Raw genomic sequence first — 23401 nt, forward strand, 5'->3', positions numbered from 1 at the left:
TGCGTATCCAGGGAGCCATTCATGCTGAAAGCCATTGCCATCATCGCCGTCGTGCTCGCTGTCGGACTCGCGGGTGTCCTCGTCTTCGCATTGACGAAACCCGGCACCTTCCGCGTCGAACGTAGCCTCGCCGTGAAGGCGCCCGCCGATGCGATCTATCCGCTGGTCGCCGATTTCCATCGCTGGACCGCCTGGTCACCTTACGAGGGCCGGGACCCCGCGATGAAGCGCAGCTTCGGCGGAACTGCGCCGGGCAAGGGCGCGACCTATGCCTGGGACGGGAACAACAATGTCGGCGCCGGCCATATGGAGATCCTCGAGGCGAGTGCGCCGTCAAAACTCCGGATCAAGCTCGACTTCGAGCGGCCTTTCGAAGGCCACAACACCGCCGAGTTCACCTTTGTGCCGCAAGGCGATGCCACACTGGTCACGTGGGCGATGTCCGGTCCGGCGCCGTTCCTGTCCAAGGTCATGCAGGTGTTCATCAACATGGACAACATGATCGGCAAGGATTTCGAGGCGGGCTTGGCCAGCCTGAAGAAGCTCACCGAGAAGTAGCGCCGTCACCCCGAATGAAAGCAAAACGGAGAGAAACGATGCTCAATCCCTATCTGTTCTATCAGGACACCTGCGAAGCGGCGTTCAACTACTACGCCAAGGTCTTGGGCGGCAAGATCGATGCGATGATGCGCGCCTCGGATGCGCCGCCGGAGGTGCCCGCCACGCCCGGCCGCGAGAAGATCATTATGCATGCGCGGATGTCGCTGCCAGACGGCAGCGTCCTGATGGCCTCCGACGCACCAGGCGAGCATTTTCACAAGCCGCAGGGCTTTTCGATCTCGCTCACGGTCGCGGATCCCGCGGACGGCGAGCGCAAGTTCAATGCGCTCGCCGATGGCGGCAACGTCACCATGCCCTTCAGCAAGACCTTCTGGGCCAAGGGTTTTGGCATGTGCGTCGACAAGTTCGGCATTCCCTGGATGGTGAACTGCCCGGCCGAGGGAATGTGACAGGCGCGATCGCTTGACGCGCCAAGCGGCGATCCCCTCTCCCTGACGATGCGGAGAGGGGCGCGCATGAGACGTTGCGTCATGTGCCGATCGACCGCGTGCCGCTCTCAGCGGATCGATCCGGTCACGTCATTGCTCGGTGGTTGCGAGGAGGGAACGCAGCGCGGACAGATCACGAGCTTTGTCCCGAGCTGCCTGTCATTCTCAGCTTCGATTTCGTCATGGATTGCCCACCACGCCGCGGAGTACGGGCGCAAGGTGCCGAGGACTCTCTCCCGCTCCTGATTCGGATCACTCGCCGCAGGAGCTTGGGTCGCCACGCGACGCTTGATGACGGAGGGACGGTTCGGATCCTGACCGAGGCCGTCCCATGCGATCGGACGGCGTTCCTGAGCAGGCGCGACCACGCATCCCATGAGCGTTGCGCAAAACGTGAGCAAGACAAAGCCGTGTCGCATCATGCCGAACCCTTGGGTGTTGTATGCGACGCGCCAAATACGCTTGCCGAAGCTTGCGTCGCACCGCTCAAATGGAACCTAAGGGAAACGCCTGGCCGACACGGCCGAATATAGATGTTGCTGTCGCACCACATTGCGAGAGCAGTGAGGCCGCTTCGTGAAATCATGCGGACCGCATCGCACAACAACTGGCGCAATATTAGGCTGTGAACTGCGGGACAGAATCGTTATTTATTTCGTCATAAATTCTAAAAACTGGGGCGGGCGGACTTGGAAGGGGAGCGACCGATGGCGGCGGCGCTGCAGATCAACTTTGCACTTTGGGGTATGCTCATCTGCGCGAGCATGGAATTGACCCAGCTGATCCAGAGTTTTTATTAGGCCTCACGAAGCAGGTGACCGGCGCGATTTGGCGGGCGCTTGCGTCCGCTGATCGTCACCGGCAGCGCGGATAGATCGCGGCGAGGTCGCGTCCCTTCAACAGAAGCAACCGCGACGAGAGGCCGCCGCGGCGACTGATCCAGTCGCGCACCGGGCCGGGATAGGCCGCAAGCACCGCATCGGATGCTTCCGGCTCGGCGTAGAAGCGTCCGCGCCGGTCGACCGAGCGCGCCGCATGAAAGCCAAGCACGGCACGCTTGGTGACGCATATCCGCTCGCCCGGCACGATGCTCAGCACCAGCGTGCAGGCGGACAGGCAGGGACCGTCGATCACCACGCGCTCGCCGCTCTCGCGCACCTTCTCGAACAAATCGAGGAACGGCCCGACCTGTCCACCGGGCGACTGGATGATGCGGATTTCGGCCAAGGCAGGCGTGGCGGCGAGCAGCGCGGATACGAGCATCAAAGCCCTGAGGAAGGTGACGCGTCGCATGAAGCCTCCGCGAATTCGAGTCCGTAGGATAGGCCGACGAGAAGAGGTGGGTGACGCTTCGCTAGGCCAACCTACGCCGTGCCTACCCGTTCCGCCGTTCGCCGCGCAGCGTCGGCAGGCCGATGCCCGCCGCATCGAAGTCGCCATCGACGGCCAAAATTTGTCCGGTGATGTAGCTCGATCGTTCAGAGCACAGGAAGTAGATGGCTTCGGCGAGTTCCTCTTCCAGTCCGTAGCGGTTGAGCGGGATGGCGTCGTGATAGTCGGCGCGGATCTCGCTGGTGTGCACCTGCTTCGCCATCGCGGTATCGACCGGTCCCGGCGCGACCGCATTGACGCGGATGTTGAGGGACGCGAGCTCGACCGCGAGCTGCTTGGTGAGGTGCGCGAGGCCCGCCTTGCTGGTGCCGTAGGCCGAGCGCAGCGTCGAGGCGCGCACCGCCGAGATCGAGGTGATGTTGACGATGGCGCCGCCATTGCCGTCGCGCATCAGCGGCACCGCCGCCTTGGTGCAGAGAAACGGGCCGGTGAGGTTGACCTCGAGCACGCGCCGCCAATCGGTCTCCGACGTCTCCATCAGCGGCGCGAACACGGCAATGCCGGCATTGTTGACGAGCGCGTCGAGCCGGCCGAACCGCCTTTCGACCGACATCATCGCGGCGGCAACCGCGGCTGCGTCCGAGACGTCGCAGGTCAGCGCCAGCGTGGCCTCGTCCCGGCCGATCTCGGCGACCGCGCGGCCGAGCAGCTCGCCCTCGATGTCGAGCAACGCAACCCGCCAGCCCTCGGTCAAAAACTTCTTCGCGGTCGCAAGCCCGATGCCACGCGCGGCTCCGGTGACGAGGGCAACGCGGTGCGGGGTAGGGGGCATTGGCTGATCGGTCCTTATGAAAGATTGGTCGCGCGAGCGCGAGCCTCTTTTACTTCGCTTTCGTTCCGACGAGGAAGGCCTTAACTCGAAGCCACGATGTCGGGACGGTCCTCGATGGATCGTCTTCCAGGGGATCATTGCCAGGGAGACCCGGAATGTCCAACGATCACGAGCGCCTGATTCGAGACCTTTTCGCCGCCTATCTCGACAACGACCGGCAACGGGTCGCCGACGCGTTGGCGGACGATTTCCGCTTCACCAGCCCGTTCGACGAGGACCTCGACAAGGCGGCCTATTTCGAGCGTTGCTGGAGGGGCACCGGCTGGATTGCGCGGCACGACATCGAGCGGATTTTCGTCCAAGGTGACGAGGCCTTCGTCACCTATCTCTGCCTGGCGACAGATGGCAGGAGCTTTCGCAACACCGAGTTCTTCACCTTCGCCGGCGGCAAGGTTCGCCGCATCGAGGTTTATTTCGGCGCTGCCCGGCAGGACGGGCGTTTCCTGCCGCAGGCGCGCTAAATAATTGTCGCCACGCTGTCGGTTCCGTCAGGGTTCGCTCGTCTTGGGTAAGGGCGACTAAGCAAGCAAGGAACCTCCATGCGATTCATGATGCTGATGATCCCGCTCGGCTACGAGACCGCAGCGCCCGACGTTCAGCTCGATCCCGAGCGGGTCGCTGCGATGATGCGCTACAACGAGGTGCTGAACGACGCCGGCGTGCTGATCACGCTCGACGGCCTGCACCCGCCCTCGATGGGCGCGCGCGTCTCGTTTGCGGCCGGCAAGCCCATCGTGACCGATGGCCCGTTCGCCGAGGCCAAGGAGGTCCTGGGCGGGTACTGGATGATCGAGGTTGCATCGCGTGCCGAGGCGATCGCCTGGGCCAAGCGGTGTCCGGCGGCACCGAACGAAATCATCGAGATCCGTCAGGTGCAGGAGATGAGCGACTTTCCGCCTGACGTGCAGGAGGCCGCCGCCGGTTTCGGCGACCTCAAGAAATAGCCGCAGCTTTGTCTATCCATCAGCAAAGGAGAGAACCGATGAGCACCGATACCTATCTCGCCGTTTTCCTCGGCAGCAAGACCAGCTCCAAATGGGCCGCATGGGATGCGATGCCCGAGGCCGAGCGCAAGGCGAAGGAGCAGGAGGGCATGGCGGCCTGGAAGGGCTGGGTCGAAAAGCACCAAGGCGCGATCCAGGCCATGGGCGGGCCGCTCGGCAAGACCAAGAAGGTCGACGGCAAGGGCCTCGCCGACATCGCCAACGAGATGGGCGCCTTCACCGTGGTGCGTGCGGCCTCGCACGAAGCCGCGGCGAAGATGTTCGAAAAACACCCGCACTTCACGATCTTCCCCGGCGAACGCGTCGAGATCATGCCGGTGCTGCCGATCCCTGGCGGCTAGGGCTTCGGCCGCTGCCCCGGACCGGGGAGAATACGGGCTGATCAACCCGTCGCCGCTAGTGACCTTCCTGCCCAGCTCATGTAAAGGTCGTTCACATGAGCTGGCGCAAGGAGACGCGCCGCGCCGAGCGCGGCTATCACCACGGCAATCTGAAGGAAGCCCTGCTGCAGGCCGCCCTTGGATTGATCGCCGAGAAGGGCGCGGCCGGCTTCACCTTTGCCGATGCCGCGCGCATGGCCGGCGTCAGTGCGGCGGCACCGTACCGGCATTTTCGCGACCGTGACGAACTGCTGTCCTCGATCGCGCAGCGCGGTTTCGAGCAGTTCGAATCGCGCCTGACCGCGGCCTGGGACGACGGACGGCCCGACACCGTCACGGCGTTCGAGCGTGTCGGCAGGGCCTATCTCGCCTTCGCCCGCGAGGAGCCCGCGTTCTACAACGCGATGTTCGAATCGGGCGTGCCGGTGGATGTCAATCCGGCGCTACAGGCCGCTAGCGAGCGTGCTTTCAACGTCATTCGTGCCGCGGCGGAGCGGCTTGCCGCGCTGGCGCCGCCGGGCACGCCGCGGCCTCCGGCGATGATGATGGCGCTGCACATCTGGTCGATGGCGCATGGCGTGGCCTCGCTGTTCTCCCGCGGCGATGCCGCGCGTCGAAAGCTGCCGATGTCGCCGGACGAGCTGCTCGAAGCCGAGGTGCTGATTTATCTCCGCGGTCTCGGCTTCCCGACCGATCGCCGTCCTCCGGCGAAAAGCGCCGAGCCGCCGCCGGTGCCACCGGAGGCATCCTCCGGTTCCGGAGTGCCGCCCGGTGGTCCCTGGGGCAAGCCGAAATAAAGTTACCCAAATAATTGCCTCGCCCCGTCAGGCGGTCGGCTTGACAAAATCGCGGGATGATCTACCTATGTAAATGTTATTTACATTCACAACGGCGCTGATGCCGTCATGGAGAGGGAAATGGCCTACACCGCTGATGTCAATCGATGGCGCGGCCCTTCGGACCAACACTACGAGCGCCCCCACATGCTCAACACGCCCTGGCATCCCGGCTGGATCGCCGTGACCATCCTCGGCTTCATCATCTGGTGGCCGATCGGACTTGCCCTTCTCTTTTTCACACTCGGGAGCAGAAGAATGTCGTGCTGGAGCAACCAGGATCGCTGGCAGAACAAGATGGAGCGGATGCAGTACAAGATGGACCGTATGCGCGGCCGCATGGAGCGCCACGGTTTCGGCTTTGGCTTCGGCCCGCCCTCGAGCGGCAACCGCGCCTTTGACGAGTACCGCACCGAGACATTGCAGCGGCTCGAGGAAGAGCAGGTCGAGTTCAAGAACTTCCTCGACCGTCTGCGTCACGCCAAGGACAAGGAAGAGTTCGACCAGTTCATGGCGCAACACAAGACGCGCCCGACCCCGCCGCCGACCGACCAGCAGCAGGGTTGATCTCAAGGTTGATCTCGAGACTGACGCTTCTCAAAGCCGTCAGGCGCATGCCCCCAAAGTCCTGATGGCCCCAAGCCGCCCGCCTGCGCAACCCGCAGGCGGGCGGTTTGGTTTTGGGAATGCGCGGCAGGCCGCCGCGACGTCCGGATTGCCTTGGTTTGGAAAAATCTTGTCCGCAGAGACCTTGCTCAGCGCGCCGTGGCGAGCTGCGCGCGAACCGACTCCAGGAAGTGTTCGTAGGCGTAGTCCACGATCTCGTTGAGTGATCGCGTACGCGCGAACATCGCCTTGGCCTCGGCGAGAAACTCCTCGCGGGTCGGGATCTTCGGCAAATGCAGATGCGTCAGTGCATCGACGCCTTCATGCGCGCGACTGAGGATGTCGTGCAGCGTCGGCAGTTGCAACTGGGCCAGATCGGCTCGGCGTAGCGCCGACGAGATCGCGTGCGCCAGGGTCTGCGCATCGAACCGTCCGGCAAGCTCGCGGGCCGCCCGGTTGATGACGCGTGCGCCGAGCGGCTGCTCGTTGCGCAGCACCTGCTCGGGCGGCGACTTCATGTTCCAGACGACGCCGAACCAGGACAGCACCTTCAGGATGTAATAGGTGACATCGATTTCCCACCAGCGAAAACCCTGCCGCACGCTGCTCTGGTAGGCGTGGTGATTGTTGTGCCAGCCCTCACCGAGGGTGAATAAGGCCAGCAGCCAATTGTTGCGGGAATCATCGCCGGTCACGTACCGCTTGCGTCCATGCACGTGGGCGAGGGAGTTGATACAGAAGGTCGCGTGATAGACCAGCACGGTGCTCCACAGGAAGCCGACGACGAGACCGGACCATCCGCCGACCAGGAAGCAGAGCGCAGCCAGCGTCACGGCCGGCAGGAGTTCCAGGCGATGCAGCCACATCAGCTCCGGATAGGCAGCGAAATCGCCGACTTTCACGAGGTCGGTGCCATCGTGCTCCCGGTAAAAAATCCAGCCGAGATGGCTATAGAGGAAGCCTCGGTGACGCGGCGAATGCACGTCGTCCTCGGTATCGGAATGCAGATGATGATGTCGATGCTTGGCCGCCCACCACAAAACGCTTTTTTGCGCGGTGCTTTGCGCAAGCCAGGCCAGGATGAACTGAAACACCCGGCCGGTCGCAAAAGCCCGATGGGAGAAATAGCGGTGGTAGCCCGCTCCGATCGCAAACATGCGCACGACATACAGCGAGGCGCAGATCGCGACGGCCTGCCAGGTAATGCCGGTCCAGATGGCGGCAACGCAGCCGAGATGAACCAGCAGGAACGGCAGGGCGGAGGGATACATGATGTCGTCGTGTTGGTCGTCGGCGGGGGCGTTGGGCGACATGTATTGGCGTGACCTTGGATGACAGAGATTCGAGTTTCGCTTCGGCAGCATTGAGGGCCGCTGTGTACGAAAAACCCGGCGATGGCGGACCACCGCGGGGTCTTGAACGAGGTGCTTGGACAACCCTGGCCCAAGGCGGCCGCACGCGGCAAAGTCAACCTGAGGCCATAGCTTCGACCGCGAACTCGACGGCCTATATATGATCCAGGCCGCCTGGCATGCAAGCTCGTAGCGTCACGGGGTGCGTGGCGCGCGGGCTGCCGACGGTTTATATCCGACAGTGAAAAGGAAGCGTCAAAATACCGCAGGCAGCAACGATGGCGGAAGCGGCGATGACGGCGAGCGAGGCCCTCTGGCAGGAGATCCGCGACGAGGCGCAGCGCGCAGCGGCAGCCGACCCCATATTCGGCAAGGCTCTTGTCGGACTCATCCTCGTCCATGACGATTTTACCGCCGCACTGTCCGATCTGATCGGACGCCGGCTTGGCGACAGCGCGGCCGAACGCGAGCGCTTCACGACGTTTTCCCGCGACGCCTTCCATGGCCAGCCGGATCTGATCGAGGTGGCCGGCTGCGACTTACAAGCCATCGTTCTCCGCGATCCCGCCATCACCGGACTGTTGGCGCCGCTGCTGCATTTCAAGGGCTACGTCGCCTTGCAGGCATGGCGCGTCTCGAACTGGCTCTGGCATCACGACTATCGCGACGCGGCGCTGCTGTTTCAGAACGAGGCCTCCAACGTCCTGCAGGTCAGCATTCATCCGGCGGCGAGCTTGGGATCATCGGTGTATCTCGACCACGCCACCGGCATCGTGATCGGTGCAGATGTGGCGATCGGCGACGACGCCACCATCCTTCAGAACGTCAGCATCGGTCGTGGCACGGAACTGCCGGCGCGCTCGCCTCGCATCGGTCGCGGCGTCTTCATCGGCTCCGGCGCCACAATTCTCGGCAACGTCAGGATCGGCGCTTGTGCGAAGATCGGCGCCGACACCGTCGTGACGAGCGACGTGCCCCCGGGCTGCACCGCAATCGGCAATCCGGCGCGGCTGACCAATTGCCCCGAACCCGCCTCGGCGGCCTGACTCGCCCTCACGTCATCAAGCGACGTACTCCTCGTTCAGGCGGCGCGGCGGCGGCTCTCGCCGCCATGATGCGGGGTGACCGGTTCCGAACTGGTCTGGCCCGGCGCGTCCAGCACCGCGACATGATGCCGGTAGACCATTTCCCAGCCTTTCCATCCCGTGAACAGGAGGATGCCGACCACAATCAGCGAGAGCACCACGCCCCACGGCTTGACCGCAGCCTCCGCGCCTTGCGCGTAGCGGAGGTAGAAATTGATCGCAGCGAGCACCACCGCCACGAGATTGCCGATCATGTGATACCAGGCATCGTTGAGGCTGCGGATACGGGCGTCGCTGAAGAAGTCGGTGAATCCTGCCACGGCAGCAACGAGCGCCATCACGATGCCGGCGCCGATCAGCCACATGGCGGCTCTGGCCCAGAAGCCGTCGCCGGTTCCGATGAAGGCGAGATCGGCGATGGGCGCGCCGACCAGGAAGGCGACGGGGAGCGGGATGATCATGGGGTGGAGCGGATGATCGCCGATGGCGGCGGTCGTCTTGGGGTTGACGCTCATGGCAAAACCTCGCGAGAAGTGATTTTCCAGACAATTTTTCGGGCGAGGGCTGGTTCCTCCAACGTGATGTCAGCAACAGCCGGGGCCGGCAGCTTGCCAACCGCCTGCGCCCGCTCGCTTTCCGGCAGCCAAATCCGCCCGCGGTAACCCAGCATTAACCATCGCCGGGCTCTGGTAATTGCGGACAATCGCGCCCAAAGCCGGAAGTCTGAGCCTTGGGGTCGGGCCCATAGTTTTGACATCTTGGCAGGGAATGCAGGCGGCTGGCTTTGGACGAGCCCTGCACCCCAGAAAGACAAGGCTTTGAGCGGGCTTGCCGGCCGCGCCGGTTCTAGCGCGGCTATTGGGGAACCGGCGGCCATTTGCTGGCCGGGACATTAGATCGGGACATCAGGTAACGATCGCCTTGAGAGGATACTGCTTATGAATCCGGCCGACGTGGCTCAGTCAGCCCTTCCGGTTGCCGCTTCCGCGGACGTGTCGCTGATCGCGCTGTTCTGGCAGGCTCACTGGATCGTGAAAGCGGTGATGCTGGGGCTGCTCGCCTGCTCGGTCTGGGTCTGGGCGATCGCCATCGACAAGATCTTCCTGTTTGCCCGCACCCGCCGCTCGATGGACCGTTTCGAGCAGGCTTTCTGGTCCGGCGAGTCGATCGAAGACCTCTATCGCACGCTCTCGGCCAAGCCGACGCATTCCATGGCGGCCTGCTTCGTCGCGGCGATGCGCGAGTGGAAGCGTTCGTTCGAGAGCCAGGCCCGCTCGGTCGCAGGCCTTCAGATGCGCATCGACAAGGTCATGAATGTCTCGATCGCCCGCGAGGTCGAGCGGCTGGAACGCAGGCTACTGGTGCTCGCCACCGTCGGCTCCGCCGGCCCCTTCGTCGGCCTGTTCGGCACCGTCTGGGGCATCATGTCGAGCTTCCAGTCGATCGCGGCGTCGAAAAATACCTCTCTGGCGGTGGTGGCCCCCGGCATCGCGGAGGCGCTGTTTGCAACCGCCGTCGGCCTTATCGCCGCCATTCCTGCCACTATTTTCTACAATAAGTTCACCTCCGAGGTGAACCGGCAGGCCCAGCGCCTCGAAGGCTTCGCCGATGAATTTTCAGCCATCCTGTCGCGCCAGATCGACGAGCGGGGCTGACGGACGGCATGTATAGTGTGAAGGGCAATTTGGGCACCAGACCATGGGCATGAACGTCGCGAGTTCGTCCGGAGGCGGTGGGCGCCGTGGCCGGCGTAAGCCGGTCGTGGCCGAAATCAACGTCACGCCGATGGTGGACGTGATGCTGGTGCTGCTCATCATCTTCATGGTGTCGGCGCCAATGCTGACGGTCGGCGTGCCGCTCGACCTGCCGCAGACCCAGGCCAAGAGCCTCGAAAACAACGACCAGAAGCCGATCCAGATGTCGGTCGACATCAAGGGCAAGGTGTTCATCAACGACGCCGAGATCGCGATCAACGAACTGATCCCCAAGCTGAAGGCGATCACGGACGCGCGCGGCGGGCTCGAGGAGCGCATCTATCTGCGTGCCGACAAGAAGGCGGATTACGGGACGGTGGCCAAGGTCATGGGCCAGTTGTCCGGCGCAGGCTTCAAGAAGCTGGCGCTCGTCACGGAAGCGGATCAGGGGTAGACCGTGAAGGTGAAGGTCGACAAGACACTCGTTGCGTCGATTGCCCTCCACGTCCTCGTGCTGGGATGGGGGCTCGTCACCTTTAGCAGCAGGGCTTTCGTTCCGGCCGAAGAGTCGCTGCCGATCGACATCATCTCCACCGACCAGCTCGCGCAGATGATGTCGGGGCAGAAGACCGGCGACAAGAAAGAGCCGAAGCCGAAGGTCGAGAAGATCGCGGAAGCCAAGCCCGAGGAAGACGCCGTCGGCAAGGTCACCGAGAAGAAAGAGCTGATCAAGACCAACTCGACGCCCGAACCGCCGCCAAAACCCGTCGAGAAGCCGGTCGAGAAGAAGCCCGAGCCGCCCAAGCCCGTCGCCGAGGCGAAGCCCAAAGAAGAACCGAAGCCGCCGGAAAAAAAGCCTGACCCGGCCAAGGAAGATCCGATCGCCGAGCTCCAGAAAAAGCTCGAAACCAAGAAGCCGCCGCCCAAGCCGCCGGAGCAGAAGGTCGCAGCAGTGCAGCCGCAGCAGGTGCCGAAGCCCAAGGAGCGCAGCTTCGATCCCGCGCAGATCCAGCGCGATCTCGACAAGCGCGCGGCGACCCGGCACGAACTCGCCGGCTCGACGCTGAATGCGTCGGCCTCGCTGGGATCGACGAGCGGAACGGCCGCCAACAACATTGCGACCTGGCGGGGGGCGTTCCAGGGAGCGGTGAAGCGCTGCTTCACGCCGACCTATAACGGGCAGGATGCAGATCAATACGAAGCCGACATCGACATTCCCATGAAGATCGACGGATCGCTCGCGTCCGAGCCGATCGTCGTCGCGGTGAGGGGGCCGTCGCGGTCGATCGCACAGGCGGTGGCGGAGAGTGCCAGACGCGCCATCGTGCAGTGTCAGGTCTATTCGTTCATGCCGAAGCAGCAATACGAGAGCTGGAAGCTCATTCCGATGACTTTCGGCCTGAAAGACATGTTGTGACATCCGAACAAAAGAATTTTGCGATGAATGACGTCCGCTCGATGAACCGCCGCCGCTTCATGACCCTGACCGGATCGACGCTCGCGATGCTCGGAGGCGGGCAGGCCTTCGCCCAGCAGCCGCAGGGACGCCTTCGCATCGATCCCACCGAGTTTCGGCCGATTCCGATCGCGATCACCAACTTCGTGCCCGGCTCGCCCGCCGACGGCGACGTCGGCAACGGCGTCACGCAGGTCATCACCAACAATCTGAAACGCTCGGGCCTGTTCGCGCCGGTCGACCAGGCCGCCTTCATCGAGCGCATCAGCAACATCGACGTCGCGCCGCAATTCGAGAACTGGAAAACCCTCAACGCGCAGGCCCTCGTCACCGGCCGCATGACGCGGCAGCCGGACGGGCGCCTCAAGGCCGAATTCCGCTTGTGGGATGTGGTCACCGGCCAGCAGCTCGCCGGCCAGCAATATTTCACCTCGCCGGAATATTGGCGCCGCATCGCCCACATCATCTCCGACCAGATCTATGAGAAGCTGACCGGCGAGAAGGGCTATTTCGACAGCCGCGTGGTGTTCGTCGACGAGACCGGGCCGAAGGAGCGCCGCGTCAAGCGGCTCGCGATGATGGACCAGGACGGCGCCAATGTGCGCTATCTGACCCGCGGCTCCGACCTCGTGCTGACGCCGCGCTTCTCGCCGAACTCGCAAGAGATCACCTACATGGAGTTCGGGCAGGGCGATCCGAAGGTCTACCTGTTCAACATCGAGACCGGCCAGCGCGAGATCGTCGGCAACTTCCCGGGCATGACCTTTGCCCCGAGGTTCTCGCCGGACGGCCAGCGCGTCATCATGAGCCTGCAGCAGGGCGGCAATTCCAACCTGTTCGTGATGGATCTGCGCTCGCGCTCGACCACGCGCCTCACCGACACGCCCGCGATCGACACCTCTCCGTCCTACTCCCCGGACGGCGCCCGCATCTGCTTCGAGTCCGATCGCGGCGGCAGATCGCAGATCTATGTCATGGCCGCGGGCGGCGGAGCGGCGCAGCGCATCTCCTTCTCCAAGGACGACAACAACGCCACCTATTCGACGCCGGTGTGGTCGCCGCGCGGCGATTACATCGCCTTCACCAGGCAAGGTGGCGGGCAGTTCTCGATCGGCGTCATGAAGCCGGACGGCTCCGGCGAACGGCTTCTCACCTCCGGCTACCACAACGAAGGCCCGACCTTCTCGCCGAACGGCCGCGTGCTGATGTTCTTCCGCGATCCCGGCGGCAGCGGCGGGCCATCGCTGTTCTCGGTCGACATCTCGGGCCGCAACGAGCTGAAGGTGCCGACGCCGGGCTTCGCCTCCGACCCCGCATGGTCGCCGCTATTGTCCTCGACATCGGGCTAGCCGCCCGTCCTCGATGCGCAATGATTTGACCGCGCGCCTTTTTCGAAAACTTGGCGCGATGTTTCCCCGCGATAATTGTTCTTTAAGGTTGCACTCGGCAAACTTTTCCCATGGGTTTGTTTCTATTGATGTATTTCGACTGTTGCTCGTTCAAAACAACTCGACTTTAACGATATTCCCTCAGAAAGACTTCATACCGGATCGGTAAAACTGCGCTCCAGACAGGACGCGCGTAAACACCAGATGCAGTTTGCAAGTCAGAGCGGAGAGCCGGAACAGCGGCCGCCGAAAACTTCGGCGGCGCAAATCGATTCGCTGTTCGAAGCGCCTGGTCCGTTGCTGGCCGGACTCATTTTCGTGTCGATCGGTGCGGCCCTGACCGCGCTGAGGACGGGCGAGCCTCTGATCTGGGCGTGCGTCGCACTTCTTGTCCTGGCCGGGACTGCGCGGGCGATCGACCTGCGCCTCTATCAGGCACGTCAGTCGGTCATGACCATCGAGGCGGCAGCACGCTGGCAGAAGCGCTATCAGATCGGGGCAAAGATCCAGGCGGCTGCGATCGGCATCTGGTGCGCCACCGCCCTGCTGGCCACGGACGACGCTGTGGCCCACATGATCGCCTTGTCGGTCACCACCGGAATCGCGGCGGGCGGCGCGGGCAGGGCATATGGCCGGCCTGCGATCTTCCACCTCCAGGCCGTGCTGATTTTCGGTCCGGCCGTGCTTGCCTTGGCACTGCGTGGAACGCCCTACTACATCGCGATGGCGCTGGTCAGCGCCGCGTTCCTGATGGCGATCATGCAGCTCTCGGTGAATCTGCACCGAATCTTCATGGGAGCGGTCGTGGCACGGGAGCGTGAAGCCGCGCTCGCCGGCCAGTTCGATACGGCGCTGAACAACATGCCGCACGGCCTCTGCATGTTCCGCGTCGACGGACAGCTGGCGGTCATGAACCACCGCTTCGGCGCAATGATGAATCTGCCGGAAGGTCTGGCGCAACGCGGCGTCAACGCGCGTGACATCGTCGCGGCATGCGTCAGCGCCGGATCCATCTCGGCTGGGAGCGGCGAGCGGATCGTCACGGACATCGAGAGTTCGCAAGCCAAGGAGATCATCACAGCCGATCCCGATACGCAGCGAAACAGGTCGTTGTCCTGGACTGTCCAGCCGATGGCTGACGGTGGCGCGGTGGTGCTGCTCGAGGACATTACCGACCGTCGCAGCGCCGAGGCCAAGATTACGCATCTGGCGCGCTACGACGACCTCACCGCGCTTCCCAACCGCGTTCATTTCCGCGACGAGATCGAAAGGCTGCTGGCGATCTCGCACGACGCCGAGCGCCTGTCCGCGCTGCTGTTCGTCGACCTCGACCAGTTCAAGCAGGTCAACGACACGCTCGGCCATCCCTGCGGCGACCAGCTGCTGTGCGCGGTCGCCAACCGTCTGCGCGAGATGCTGCGCCCCGAGGATTTCGTCGCCCGCTTCGGCGGTGACGAATTCGTCGTGTTCCAGGAGAACATCTCCTCGCCCGAGGACGCCGCTGCGCTGGCGCGCCGCATCGTCGAGCGGCTGAGCGAGCGCTACCGCATCGACAATCATCTGGTCGAGATCGGCGCCAGCGTCGGCATCGCGTTGACCGCGCCGGAGGGCATCAGCGCGGACACGCTGCTCAAGAACGCCGACATGGCGCTGTACCGGGCCAAGGCCGACGGTCGCGGCACCTTCTGCTTCTTCCGCGACGAGATGGCGGCGACCGTCGAGGCGCGCCGCATCCTCGAGCTCGATCTGCGCAAGGCGCTCGCCAACGAGGAGTTCGAGCTGTTCTACCAGCCGCTGGTCAATCTGAAGTCCGGCAAGATCACGACTTGCGAGGCGCTGCTGCGCTGGAATCATCCGGTGCGCGGCACGGTCTCGCCGGTCGACATTATCCCGGTCGCCGAGGACATGGGGCTGATCGTCGATCTCGGCCGCTGGATCCTGCGCCGCGCCTGCATGGAATGCATGAAATGGCCGGAGGGTGTCAGCGTCGCCGTCAACTTCTCGCCGCAGCAATTCCACCAGCGCGACGTCTTGAGCGAAATCCGCTACGCGCTCGAGGTTTCGGGGCTGCCGGCGCATCGGCTGGAGATCGAGATCACCGAATCCTCGCTGTTGCGCAACACCCAGCTCACGCACGACATCCTGTCGCAATTGCATGCGATCGGCGTGGGCATTTCGCTGGATGATTTCGGCACCGGCTATTCGAGCCTCAGCTACCTGCACAATTTCCCGATGCAGAAGGTGAAGATCGACCGCTCCTTCCTCGAAGGCATCGATGCCGACCGGCCGCTGACGCTGCTGCGCGGCGTGGCGCGGCTGTCGGCCGATCTCGGCATGGCCGTCGTGGTCGAGGGCATCGAGACCAATGATCAGCTCGAGCTGATCAGCGCCGACGGCACCGTGACCGAAGGGCAGGGCTATCTGTTCAGCCGGCCGGTGCCGGCAGTCCGGATTCGCCAATTGCTCAATGCCTCGCATGGCCGTCGCGGGGCTGAGGACCAGATCGTCATGGTGTCCTCGCGATCGATCGCCTGATCTTTCGCTGCCCCACTTCTTCAACGCCCTTGGCTCTCGTTCGCGCCCCGTGTTTTTGCGGGCCGCAAAGGTTAACCCTAACGTTTCTAAGCCTTTGCAATTCCGTTAATGAACCATTAATCTCGTCACACTCGCAGAAGTTGCTTTGGAGTGTAGGGGTACTGGATGACGTCTGGGGCTGAACCGCAAACGGTGCTCCTTCCGCGGGGAGCCGCTCTGTTTGACCGCATCGATTACCGCCTGATCGAAACTCCTGAGGACCGAGACAACCTCTATCTGATGCGGTACCGGGCCTATCTGCACGCCGGACTGATCGAGCCGTCGGAGTCGCGGCGCGTGACCGATCGCTTCGACGATGCGCCCAACACCTGGAATTTCGGGGTCTATGTCGATGGAGAGCTCTGCAGCTCCGTTCGCATTCACGTCCTGACGTCCGACTGGCGAATGTCCTACACGACCGAAGTGTTTGGCGACGTCCTGCATCCCCGGCTCGACCGCGGCGAAGTCCTCATCGATCCGTGCCGGTTTGTTGCCGATCCCGAAAAGCACCAGCGTTTTCCGGAGCTGCCCTATCTGACGGTGCGGCTGGCTTTTGTGGCTTGCGATCATTTCAACGCCGACACCGGGCTGGCCATGATCCGGACCGATCATCAGGCGTTCTATCGTCGCATCTTCCTGCACGAGACCATTTCACCGGAGCCGCGCGGGTTTCCGGGCTGGCCCACCAAGAAGGCCGTGCTGATGGCGTCCGATTTCCGCAACCAGCGGGAAAAGGTCCTGACGCGCTTTCCGATCATGCGCTCCAGCGCTTTTGAGCGGCGCATGTTGTTTCAACGCAGCGGCCCGCGCCAGGCGGCCCCGCGCCCGGTGTCGCTCGCCACGCAGCGGACGCCGGACGTAGCGGCCTCGGCAACGGGTTCTGCCCGCTAGGCGCTAGGGTCTCCACACGACGAGCCTAAAATTCCAGCAAAGCCCGCGGTTTTTGCCGGTCGGCGCGGCTTGCCTTCACCATCGCGCCACATTTACAACCCATTAACCATGACCGTTGCTTTTCGCTGGTTGGGGGCATTTGACCGGCTGTGGCAAGGTTCCATCAAGGTTGACGGAACGTTCGCTTAACCAACCCCCTGTAGACCGGACAGCAGTGGACGAAACGTGAGCGTGGAGGCTCCGGAATGAAACATCCTATGCGCATCCTCCAGGGATTGAAGCTGGCCGCGGTGCTTGCCGTCGCGTTGTCGATGGGGGCCTGTGCCAACAAGAACGCTGCCACGGATGCGATGGCCAACGCGGCGACGCCGGGCAGCCAGCAAGACTTCGTCGTCAATGTCGGCGACCGCGTGTTCTTCGAAAGCGACCAGACCGATCTGACCCCGCAGGCGATCGTGACTCTGGAGAAGCAGGCGCAGTGGCTCCAGAGCTATCCGCGCTACAGCTTCACCGTCGAAGGTCATGCCGACGAACGCGGCACCCGCGAATACAATATCGCGCTCGGCGCCCGCCGTGCCCAGTCGGTCCGTTCGTTCCTCGCCTCGCGCGGCATCGATCCGAACCGCATGCGAACGATCTCGTACGGCAAGGAGCGGCCGGTGGCCGTTTGCAACGACATCTCCTGCTGGTCGCAGAACCGCCGCGCCGTCACCGTGCTGAACGCGAGCTCCTGACGATCGGTCAGGCGCCGTTCATCTTCAGAAACCGATTATGCCGGCGCCCTCTTGGGCGCCGGTTTCGTTTCAGCGATCTGTGACAGAAACCCGTTTGTTACAGTCACAGTTTTGGCGTACTCCCCTTCAATGTGTGGCGCGTCGAATGTTCGGTCGCAGGCCATTTCGCTTTCGTCGTCAGGGCAAGATGTCATCCAGATTTAAGGTTTTCACCGGCACCGTGGCGATCGCCGCGCTGCTCTCTTTGTGCTCGCCCGCCCTCGCACAATCGGACGATGCAGATCCCGAGATGCGGATCGAGCGGCTGGAGAATCAGCTGCGCCAGCTCACCGGCCAGAACGAAGAGCTGCAATATCGCAACCGCCAGCTCGAAGAGCGGCTGCGAGCGCTCGAGGGCGGCGCGCAAGCTGCACCCGGCCAGGCGCCGGTCCAGCCCAATGTCGCGGCCATGCCGCCCGCGCAAGCCTCGCCGGCCTATCGCCAGCCGCCGCACCAGCAGGCGGCCCAGCCGAATTACGAGCAGCCGCAGATCGCCTCTCCCGCGCCGATCGTTCAGGAGCAGCCTGCGCCCGGCGCGCCGGGCACGCGCCGCCGCGGAGATGCCTTCGACCCGAACCAGAGCCCGAATGCGCCGGGTGCGCCACGCGCGCTCGGCGGCGGGCAGCAACCGATGCCCGCAGGTGCCCCGAGCGGCGCGCCCGGTGGCCGTGGCGCTGGCGAACCGCTCGATCTCGCCAACAGCAGCCCCCGCTATCCGCAAGCGGCCGCGCCTCAGGCCGCGCAGCCCGGCTATCCGCCGGCCCCATCCGGCTCTCCCGCGCCAGCAGGCGCCCCGGCGCTGACGACGCTGCCGCCCTCGGCCACGCCGCGCGACGAATTCGACCTCGGCATCGGCTACATGCAGCGCAAGGACTATGCGCTGGCCGAGCAGACCATGAAGAATTTCTCGCAGAAATATCCGAGCGACCCGCTGCTCGGCGACGCGCAATACTGGCTCGGCGAGAGCTATTTCCAGCGCCAGCAATATCGCGACTCCGCGGAAGCCTTCCTCGCCGTCACCACCAAATACGACAAATCCGCCAAGGCGCCGGACGCCCTGCTGCGGCTCGGCCAGTCGCTGGCGGCGCTGAAGGAGAAGGAGGCCGCCTGCGCCGCCTTCGGCGAAGTCGGCCGCAAATATCCGCGCGCTTCCGCCGGCGTCAAAGCCGCGGTCGACCGCGAGCAGAAGCGGGTGAAGTGCTGACTGGCGGCGATTGATCCTGACAAGATTGATGGCGCTGCGCTAAACATTCGGTCCATCCGCGGACGATTGCAGCGCCATGTCAGACGACGATAATTCACCGATCTCGGCGCGTGAAGCCAAGCGCCTCTTCGCAGGCCTGAAAGGCGCGCGGGGACTGTTGCTCGCGGTCTCCGGCGGGCCCGACTCGGTGGCGCTGATGTGGCTTGCGGCGCGCTGGCACCGCAGCCTCGCGCGCGGCCCGCGTCTCACCGTCGTCACCATCGACCACGGCTTGCGGGCGGAAGCGGCGCGCGAGGCGCGCGAGGTCAAGCATCTCGCGACCGGGCTTGGCTTGCCGCACCGGACGGTGCGCTGGCGCGGGGCAAAGCCGAAAACGGGACTGCCGGCCGCCGCGCGCGAAGCCCGCTACCGCCTGCTCACGCAGGCCGCGCGCAAGGCCGGTGCGAGCCACGTGCTGACCGCCCACACCCGAGACGACCAGGCCGAGACCCTGTTGATGCGGCTTGTCCGCGGCAGCGGATTAGCCGGGCTGTCGGCGATGGCCCGTCTCACCGAGCGCGACGGCGTCGTCCTTGCGCGTCCATTGCTCGACGTTCCGAAGTCGCAGCTGATCGCGACCTTGAAGCGGGCGAAGATCGGCTTTGCCGACGATCCCACCAACCACGACGCTGCCTTCACCCGGCCGCGGCTGCGTGCGCTGCTGCCGCAGCTCGCGGCCGAGGGCGGTGATGCCCGCAGCCTGGCTCGGCTCGCGGCAAGGCTGGCGCGCGCCAATGCGGCCGTCGAGGTGCTGACCGATGGAGCCGAGCGCTTCCTCCGTTTGCGGGATCGCGGCGATGCGCCGCAGGCCGGCGTTCGAAGCTTCGAGGCCCCCGTGTTTGCCGCCCTGCCGGAGGAGGTCCGGCTGCGGCTCCTGCTGCGGGCCATCAACGCGTTTGGGCATGAGGGACCAGCGGAACTCGGCAAGGTCGAATCTCTCCTGGCCGTGCTCGATCAGGCCATGGCGGCGGGAAGTACGGCTGCAAATGGCCGGCCGGTGGTGAAGCAGACCCTTGCGGGAGCCTTGATCAGCCTTGCCGGGGGGCGTATCCACATCGCGCCGGCGCCGGCGCGGCGGCGCAAGGGGAGCTAAGCCGCGGACCATGACACCAGCCGTTTCGGCGGCGCGGCGTCAGGTCACCTTAACCAGGCGGGAAAAACCCCTGTCCGGGCGCCATTATTTCAGCGGGAATCGCTCTAAGATGGGATAAATAGTCCCATCTCGTTCCCTTGGCAGCGACCGGGGCGGCACCTAAATTGTAATGCATCTAACCGAGAGGATTCCTTGGGATTTCCTCGTACGGCTTAAAGTAACTGCCCGAGGATCAGGCCGCGATCCGCGCGACCACGAAGGAAGATCGATGAACGCCAATCTGCGCAATTTCGCCCTCTGGGTCATCATTGTCCTGCTGCTGTTGGCGTTGTTCACGCTCTTCCAGAATCCGGGTCAGCGCGCCTCCTCGCAGGACATCGCCTTCTCCCAGCTCTTGAGCGAGGTTGATCGCGGCAATGTGCGCGACGTCGTGATCCAGGGGCCGGACATTCACGGCACCTTCACCAACGGCTCGAGCTTCCAGACCTATGCCCCGAGCGACCCGACGCTCGTGAAGCGCCTCTATGACAGCAAGGTGCAGATCACCGCGAAGCCGCCCGGCGACAACGTGCCGTGGTTCGTCTCGCTGCTGGTCTCCTGGCTGCCCTTCATCGCGCTGATCGGCGTGTGGATCTTCCTGTCGCGGCAGATGCAGGGCGGCGCCGGCAAGGCAATGGGCTTCGGCAAGTCGCGCGCAAAAATGCTGACTGAAGCGCATGGCCGCGTCACCTTCGAGGACGTCGCGGGCGTCGACGAGGCCAAGCAGGACCTGCAGGAGATCGTCGAATTCCTGCGCGACCCCGGCAAATTCCAGCGCCTCGGCGGCCGCATTCCGCGCGGCGTGCTGCTGGTCGGCCCTCCCGGCACCGGCAAGACCCTGATCGCGCGTGCGGTCGCGGGCGAAGCCAACGTGCCGTTCTTCACCATTTCGGGTTCTGACTTCGTCGAGATGTTCGTCGGCGTTGGCGCTTCCCGCGTCCGCGACATGTTCGAGCAGGCCAAAAAGAACGCGCCCTGCATCATCTTCATCGACGAAATCGACGCCGTCGGTCGTCACCGTGGCGCCGGCCTCGGCGGCGGCAATGACGAGCGCGAGCAGACGCTGAACCAGTTGCTGGTCGAGATGGACGGCTTCGAGGCCAACGAGGGCGTGATCCTGATCGCCGCGACCAACCGTCCCGACGTGCTCGACCCCGCGCTGCTGCGTCCCGGCCGCTTCGACCGTCAGGTCGTGGTGCCCAACCCGGACGTCGTCGGCCGCGAGCAGATCCTCAAGGTCCACGTCCGCAAGGTGCCGCTGGCGCCCGATATCAACCTCAAGACCATCGCGCGCGGCACCCCGGGCTTCTCCGGCGCCGACCTGATGAACCTCGTCAACGAAGCTGCGCTCACCGCCGCCCGCCGCAACAAGCGGATGGTGACCCAGGCCGAGTTCGAGGAAGCCAAGGACAAGGTGATGATGGGCGCCGAACGCAAGTCGCTCGTCATGACCGAGGAAGAGAAGCTTCTGACGGCCTATCACGAGGGCGGCCACGCCATCGTCGGCCTCAACGTCGTCGCGACCGATCCGATCCACAAGGCGACCATCATTCCGCGCGGTCGTGCGCTGGGTATGGTCATGCAGCTGCCCGAGCGCGACAAGCTGTCGATGTCGCTGGAACAGATGACATCGCGCCTTGCCATCATGATGGGTGGCCGCGTCGCCGAAGAGCTGATCTTCGGCCGCGAGAAGGTGACTTCGGGTGCGTCGTCGGACATCGAGCAGGCGACGCGTCTTGCGCGCATGATGGTGACGCGCTGGGGCCTGTCCGAGGCGCTCGGCACCGTGTCCTACGGCGAGAACCAGGACGAGGTTTTCTTGGGCATGTCGGTGTCGCGCACCCAGAACGCATCGGAAGCGACGGTTCAGAAGATCGACACCGAGATCCGGCGCTTCGTCGAAGAAGGCTACAACGAAGCAACGCGTATTCTCACCGAGAAGCGCGCCGATCTCGAAGCTCTCGCCAAGGGTCTGCTCGAATTCGAGACGCTTTCCGGCGACGAAATCATCGACCTGCTCAAGGGCAAGAAGCCGAACCGCGAATCCGTGCTCGAGCCGACCACGCCGCGCGCCTCGGCCGTGCCGCCGGCCGGCAAGTCGCGTCCGCGGCCCGATCCGGATCCCGGCCTGGAGCCGCAGCCGCAGGCGTAATCGCGTACGGCAGATAGAATTGAAAAACGCGGCGGAAACGCCGCGTTTTTTGTTGGGTGATGCTTTTCGAACGTGGCAGCTGAGCATCTCGCGACGAACAGGTAGGTGCGCAAAGCCGCCCTTGCGCAGTGCCGACCATCTATGGGGCGCCGCAGTTGGGGCACCCTTACCTTTGCTCGCTCTCCGATCCCCGCGACTCATAGCGATTGGAGTCTGCGGTGAAGTCGTGGCATGCTCTTCCCAATTAAGGCGCGGCTCGACCGCGCAGACAAAGGGGAGGGCAAGCCGATGCGCTTTGCGAGGGCATTGGGCGCGCTTGGCGCCGTTTCGTCCCTGATAGTCTCATTCCCGTCCGCTCCATCCGCCGCCGCCGAATGCGCGGCGTCACCGCGACCGAGATCAAGATCGGCCAGACCATGCCCTACAGCGGGCCGGTGTCGGCCTTCGGGGCGCTCGGCAAGGGCGAGGTCGGCTATTTCAAGATGCTGAACGAGAAGGGCGGCATCAACGGCCGCAAGGTCAATCTGATCTCGCTCGACGACAGCTATGCGCCGCCCAAATCGGTCGAGCAGACCCGCAGGCTGGTGGAGAGCGACGAGGTCGCGCTGATCTTCTCCTCGATCGGTACCGCCCACAACACGGCGATCGCGAAATACCTCCAGTCCAGGAACGTGCCGCAGCTCTTCATCGGCTCCGGCGCCTCGAAATTCGCCGACGTCGCGCAATATCCGCAGGCGACGATGGGCGTGCAGGCGCCGTTCCGCTACGAAGCGCGGCTCTATGCGCGTTATGCGCTGGCGAAGAATCCGAACGCGAAGTTCGCCGTTATCTCGCAGAACGACGATTACGGCCGCGATTATCTCGCCGGGCTGAAGGACGTGCTCGGCGAGAAATACGATACAGTGGTCACCGGCGCGACCTACGAAATCCAGGACCCGACCATCGATTCCCAGATCGTGAAGCTCAAGGCGTCGGGCGCCGATGTATTCGTGATCGCGGCGACCCCAAAATTCGCGGCGCAAGCGATCCGCAAATCCTTCGAGATCGGCTGGCGACCCATGACGTTCCTGTCAAACGTTGCGGTGTGGGTTTCGACGGTGATGGAGCCTGCGGGACTGGAAGCCGGCACCGGCATCCTCTCCACCGCTTACGTGAAGGACCCCGACGATCCCGCCTGGAAGGACGATTCCGGCGTCATGGGCTGGCGCGAGTTCATGACCAAATATTTGCCGGAGGCCGACCAGCACGACACCAATTATGTCAACGCCTACAACAGTGCGATGGCGCTGGAGGCTGTGCTGAAAGCCTGCGGCAATGATCTGTCGACCGAGAACATCCTCAAGCAGGCTTTTGCAATTCGCGATCTCGAATTGCCGATGCTGCTGCCCGGCATCAAGGTCAACACCGGCACGACCGACCATGTCCCGGTCGACCAGATGCAGTTCATGCGCTTCAACGGCAAGAGCTGGGATAGATTCGGCGAACTGCAGACGGGCAATTGATGATTGATCGGGCCGATGCGAGTCCAGAACGGGGATCATCTCTCCCTACCGATAAGTCCG

23 protein-coding genes and 1 pseudogene are annotated in these 23401 nt (G+C 64.0%); 19 read left to right on the plus strand and 5 right to left on the minus strand.

The window, feature by feature from the left end; genetic code table 11:
* The first annotated feature begins 21 nt into the window (after positions 1-21).
* Together ABIB90_RS11740 and ABIB90_RS11745 are read left to right on the plus strand one after the other, a co-directional pair.
* Positions 22-558, plus strand: coding sequence for an SRPBCC family protein (locus ABIB90_RS11740; protein ID WP_219681705.1), 537 nt, complete (start codon positions 22-24; stop codon positions 556-558).
* Between the two features lie 38 nt (positions 559-596).
* The gene (locus ABIB90_RS11745; RefSeq protein ID WP_354168038.1) at positions 597-1010 is read left to right on the plus strand and encodes a VOC family protein; all 414 of its coding nucleotides are present in this window, start codon (positions 597-599) and stop codon (positions 1008-1010) included.
* Positions 1011-1117: 107 nt separating this feature from the next.
* Here ABIB90_RS11745 and ABIB90_RS11750 read toward each other — a convergent pair whose 3' ends face one another.
* The 3 genes from ABIB90_RS11750 to ABIB90_RS11760 all read right to left on the minus strand — a co-directional run bounded on the left by ABIB90_RS11750 (position 1118) and on the right by ABIB90_RS11760 (position 3213).
* Positions 1118-1471, minus strand: a complete 354-nt coding sequence (locus ABIB90_RS11750; RefSeq protein ID WP_354168040.1) for a hypothetical protein — start codon at positions 1469-1471, stop codon at positions 1118-1120.
* Positions 1472-1904: 433 nt separating this feature from the next.
* Positions 1905-2342, minus strand: a complete 438-nt coding sequence (locus ABIB90_RS11755) for a hypothetical protein (protein ID WP_007596334.1) — start codon at positions 2340-2342, stop codon at positions 1905-1907.
* A gap of 82 nt (positions 2343-2424) precedes the next feature.
* Complete coding sequence (locus ABIB90_RS11760; RefSeq protein ID WP_354200696.1) at positions 2425-3213, minus strand: SDR family NAD(P)-dependent oxidoreductase; 789 nt, start codon at positions 3211-3213, stop codon at positions 2425-2427.
* 155 nt (positions 3214-3368) lie between these two features.
* Here ABIB90_RS11760 and ABIB90_RS11765 point away from each other — a divergent pair, with 155 nt between their 5' ends.
* The 5 genes from ABIB90_RS11765 (at position 3369) to ABIB90_RS11785 (ending at position 6060) form a co-directional block, all read left to right on the plus strand.
* Complete coding sequence (locus tag ABIB90_RS11765; RefSeq protein WP_354200697.1) at positions 3369-3734, plus strand: nuclear transport factor 2 family protein; 366 nt, start codon at positions 3369-3371, stop codon at positions 3732-3734.
* A gap of 78 nt (positions 3735-3812) precedes the next feature.
* A complete protein-coding gene (locus ABIB90_RS11770; RefSeq protein ID WP_354168048.1) occupies positions 3813-4217 on the plus strand; it encodes a YciI family protein in 405 nt (134 codons plus the stop codon).
* 38 nt (positions 4218-4255) lie between these two features.
* Positions 4256-4618, plus strand: a complete 363-nt coding sequence (locus ABIB90_RS11775; protein WP_354168050.1) for a YciI family protein — start codon at positions 4256-4258, stop codon at positions 4616-4618.
* Positions 4619-4713: 95 nt separating this feature from the next.
* Entirely contained in the window at positions 4714-5454 is a 741-nt protein-coding gene (locus ABIB90_RS11780) for a TetR/AcrR family transcriptional regulator (RefSeq protein ID WP_007596325.1), read from the plus strand.
* Positions 5455-5574: 120 nt separating this feature from the next.
* The gene (locus ABIB90_RS11785; protein ID WP_007596323.1) at positions 5575-6060 is read left to right on the plus strand and encodes a DUF2852 domain-containing protein; all 486 of its coding nucleotides are present in this window, start codon (positions 5575-5577) and stop codon (positions 6058-6060) included.
* 188 nt (positions 6061-6248) lie between these two features.
* Here the strand turns inward: ABIB90_RS11785 and ABIB90_RS11790 are convergent, their stop codons facing one another.
* Positions 6249-7412, minus strand: coding sequence for an acyl-CoA desaturase (locus tag ABIB90_RS11790; RefSeq protein WP_354168052.1), 1164 nt, complete (start codon positions 7410-7412; stop codon positions 6249-6251).
* Positions 7413-7729: 317 nt separating this feature from the next.
* Between ABIB90_RS11790 and ABIB90_RS11795 the strand changes: the two genes are divergently transcribed.
* Entirely contained in the window at positions 7730-8497 is a 768-nt protein-coding gene (locus ABIB90_RS11795) for a serine acetyltransferase domain-containing protein (protein WP_354200698.1), read from the plus strand.
* Between the two features lie 35 nt (positions 8498-8532).
* Here ABIB90_RS11795 and ABIB90_RS11800 read toward each other — a convergent pair whose 3' ends face one another.
* On the minus strand, positions 8533-9051 hold the full coding sequence (locus ABIB90_RS11800; protein ID WP_354200699.1) for a DUF2231 domain-containing protein: 519 nt from the start codon (positions 9049-9051) through the stop codon (positions 8533-8535).
* A gap of 423 nt (positions 9052-9474) precedes the next feature.
* Here ABIB90_RS11800 and tolQ point away from each other — a divergent pair, with 423 nt between their 5' ends.
* The 11 genes and pseudogenes from tolQ (at position 9475) to ABIB90_RS11855 (ending at position 23341) form a co-directional block, all read left to right on the plus strand.
* On the plus strand, positions 9475-10191 hold the full coding sequence (tolQ, locus tag ABIB90_RS11805) for a protein TolQ (protein ID WP_007596319.1): 717 nt from the start codon (positions 9475-9477) through the stop codon (positions 10189-10191).
* 43 nt (positions 10192-10234) lie between these two features.
* Entirely contained in the window at positions 10235-10684 is a 450-nt protein-coding gene (tolR, locus tag ABIB90_RS11810) for a protein TolR (protein WP_018453789.1), read from the plus strand.
* Positions 10685-10687: 3 nt separating this feature from the next.
* Complete coding sequence (gene tolA, locus ABIB90_RS11815) at positions 10688-11647, plus strand: cell envelope integrity protein TolA (protein WP_007596315.1); 960 nt, start codon at positions 10688-10690, stop codon at positions 11645-11647.
* Between the two features lie 41 nt (positions 11648-11688).
* Positions 11689-13035, plus strand: coding sequence for a Tol-Pal system beta propeller repeat protein TolB (gene tolB, locus ABIB90_RS11820; RefSeq protein ID WP_007596313.1), 1347 nt, complete (start codon positions 11689-11691; stop codon positions 13033-13035).
* A gap of 243 nt (positions 13036-13278) precedes the next feature.
* Positions 13279-15609 (plus strand): putative bifunctional diguanylate cyclase/phosphodiesterase, encoded by a 2331-nt coding sequence (locus tag ABIB90_RS11825; RefSeq protein ID WP_354168056.1) that lies wholly within the window; start codon positions 13279-13281, stop codon positions 15607-15609.
* Positions 15610-15774: 165 nt separating this feature from the next.
* Complete coding sequence (locus ABIB90_RS11830) at positions 15775-16539, plus strand: N-acyl amino acid synthase FeeM domain-containing protein (RefSeq protein WP_007596306.1); 765 nt, start codon at positions 15775-15777, stop codon at positions 16537-16539.
* Positions 16540-16784: 245 nt separating this feature from the next.
* Complete coding sequence (gene pal, locus ABIB90_RS11835; protein ID WP_007596304.1) at positions 16785-17273, plus strand: peptidoglycan-associated lipoprotein Pal; 489 nt, start codon at positions 16785-16787, stop codon at positions 17271-17273.
* Positions 17274-17460: 187 nt separating this feature from the next.
* On the plus strand, positions 17461-18516 hold the full coding sequence (gene ybgF / locus ABIB90_RS11840; RefSeq protein ID WP_354168059.1) for a tol-pal system protein YbgF: 1056 nt from the start codon (positions 17461-17463) through the stop codon (positions 18514-18516).
* A gap of 76 nt (positions 18517-18592) precedes the next feature.
* Entirely contained in the window at positions 18593-19648 is a 1056-nt protein-coding gene (gene tilS, locus ABIB90_RS11845) for a tRNA lysidine(34) synthetase TilS (protein ID WP_354200700.1), read from the plus strand.
* Positions 19649-19916: 268 nt separating this feature from the next.
* Positions 19917-21839, plus strand: coding sequence for an ATP-dependent zinc metalloprotease FtsH (ftsH, locus tag ABIB90_RS11850; protein WP_007596301.1), 1923 nt, complete (start codon positions 19917-19919; stop codon positions 21837-21839).
* A gap of 288 nt (positions 21840-22127) precedes the next feature.
* Positions 22128-23341: pseudogene (locus ABIB90_RS11855) on the plus strand (ABC transporter substrate-binding protein).
* Positions 23342-23401: the final 60 nt, after the last annotated feature.

Origin of the sequence: Bradyrhizobium sp. JR4.1, from assembly GCF_040548605.1 — a bacterium.
GTDB classification, from domain to species: domain Bacteria; phylum Pseudomonadota; class Alphaproteobacteria; order Rhizobiales; family Xanthobacteraceae; genus Bradyrhizobium; species Bradyrhizobium canariense.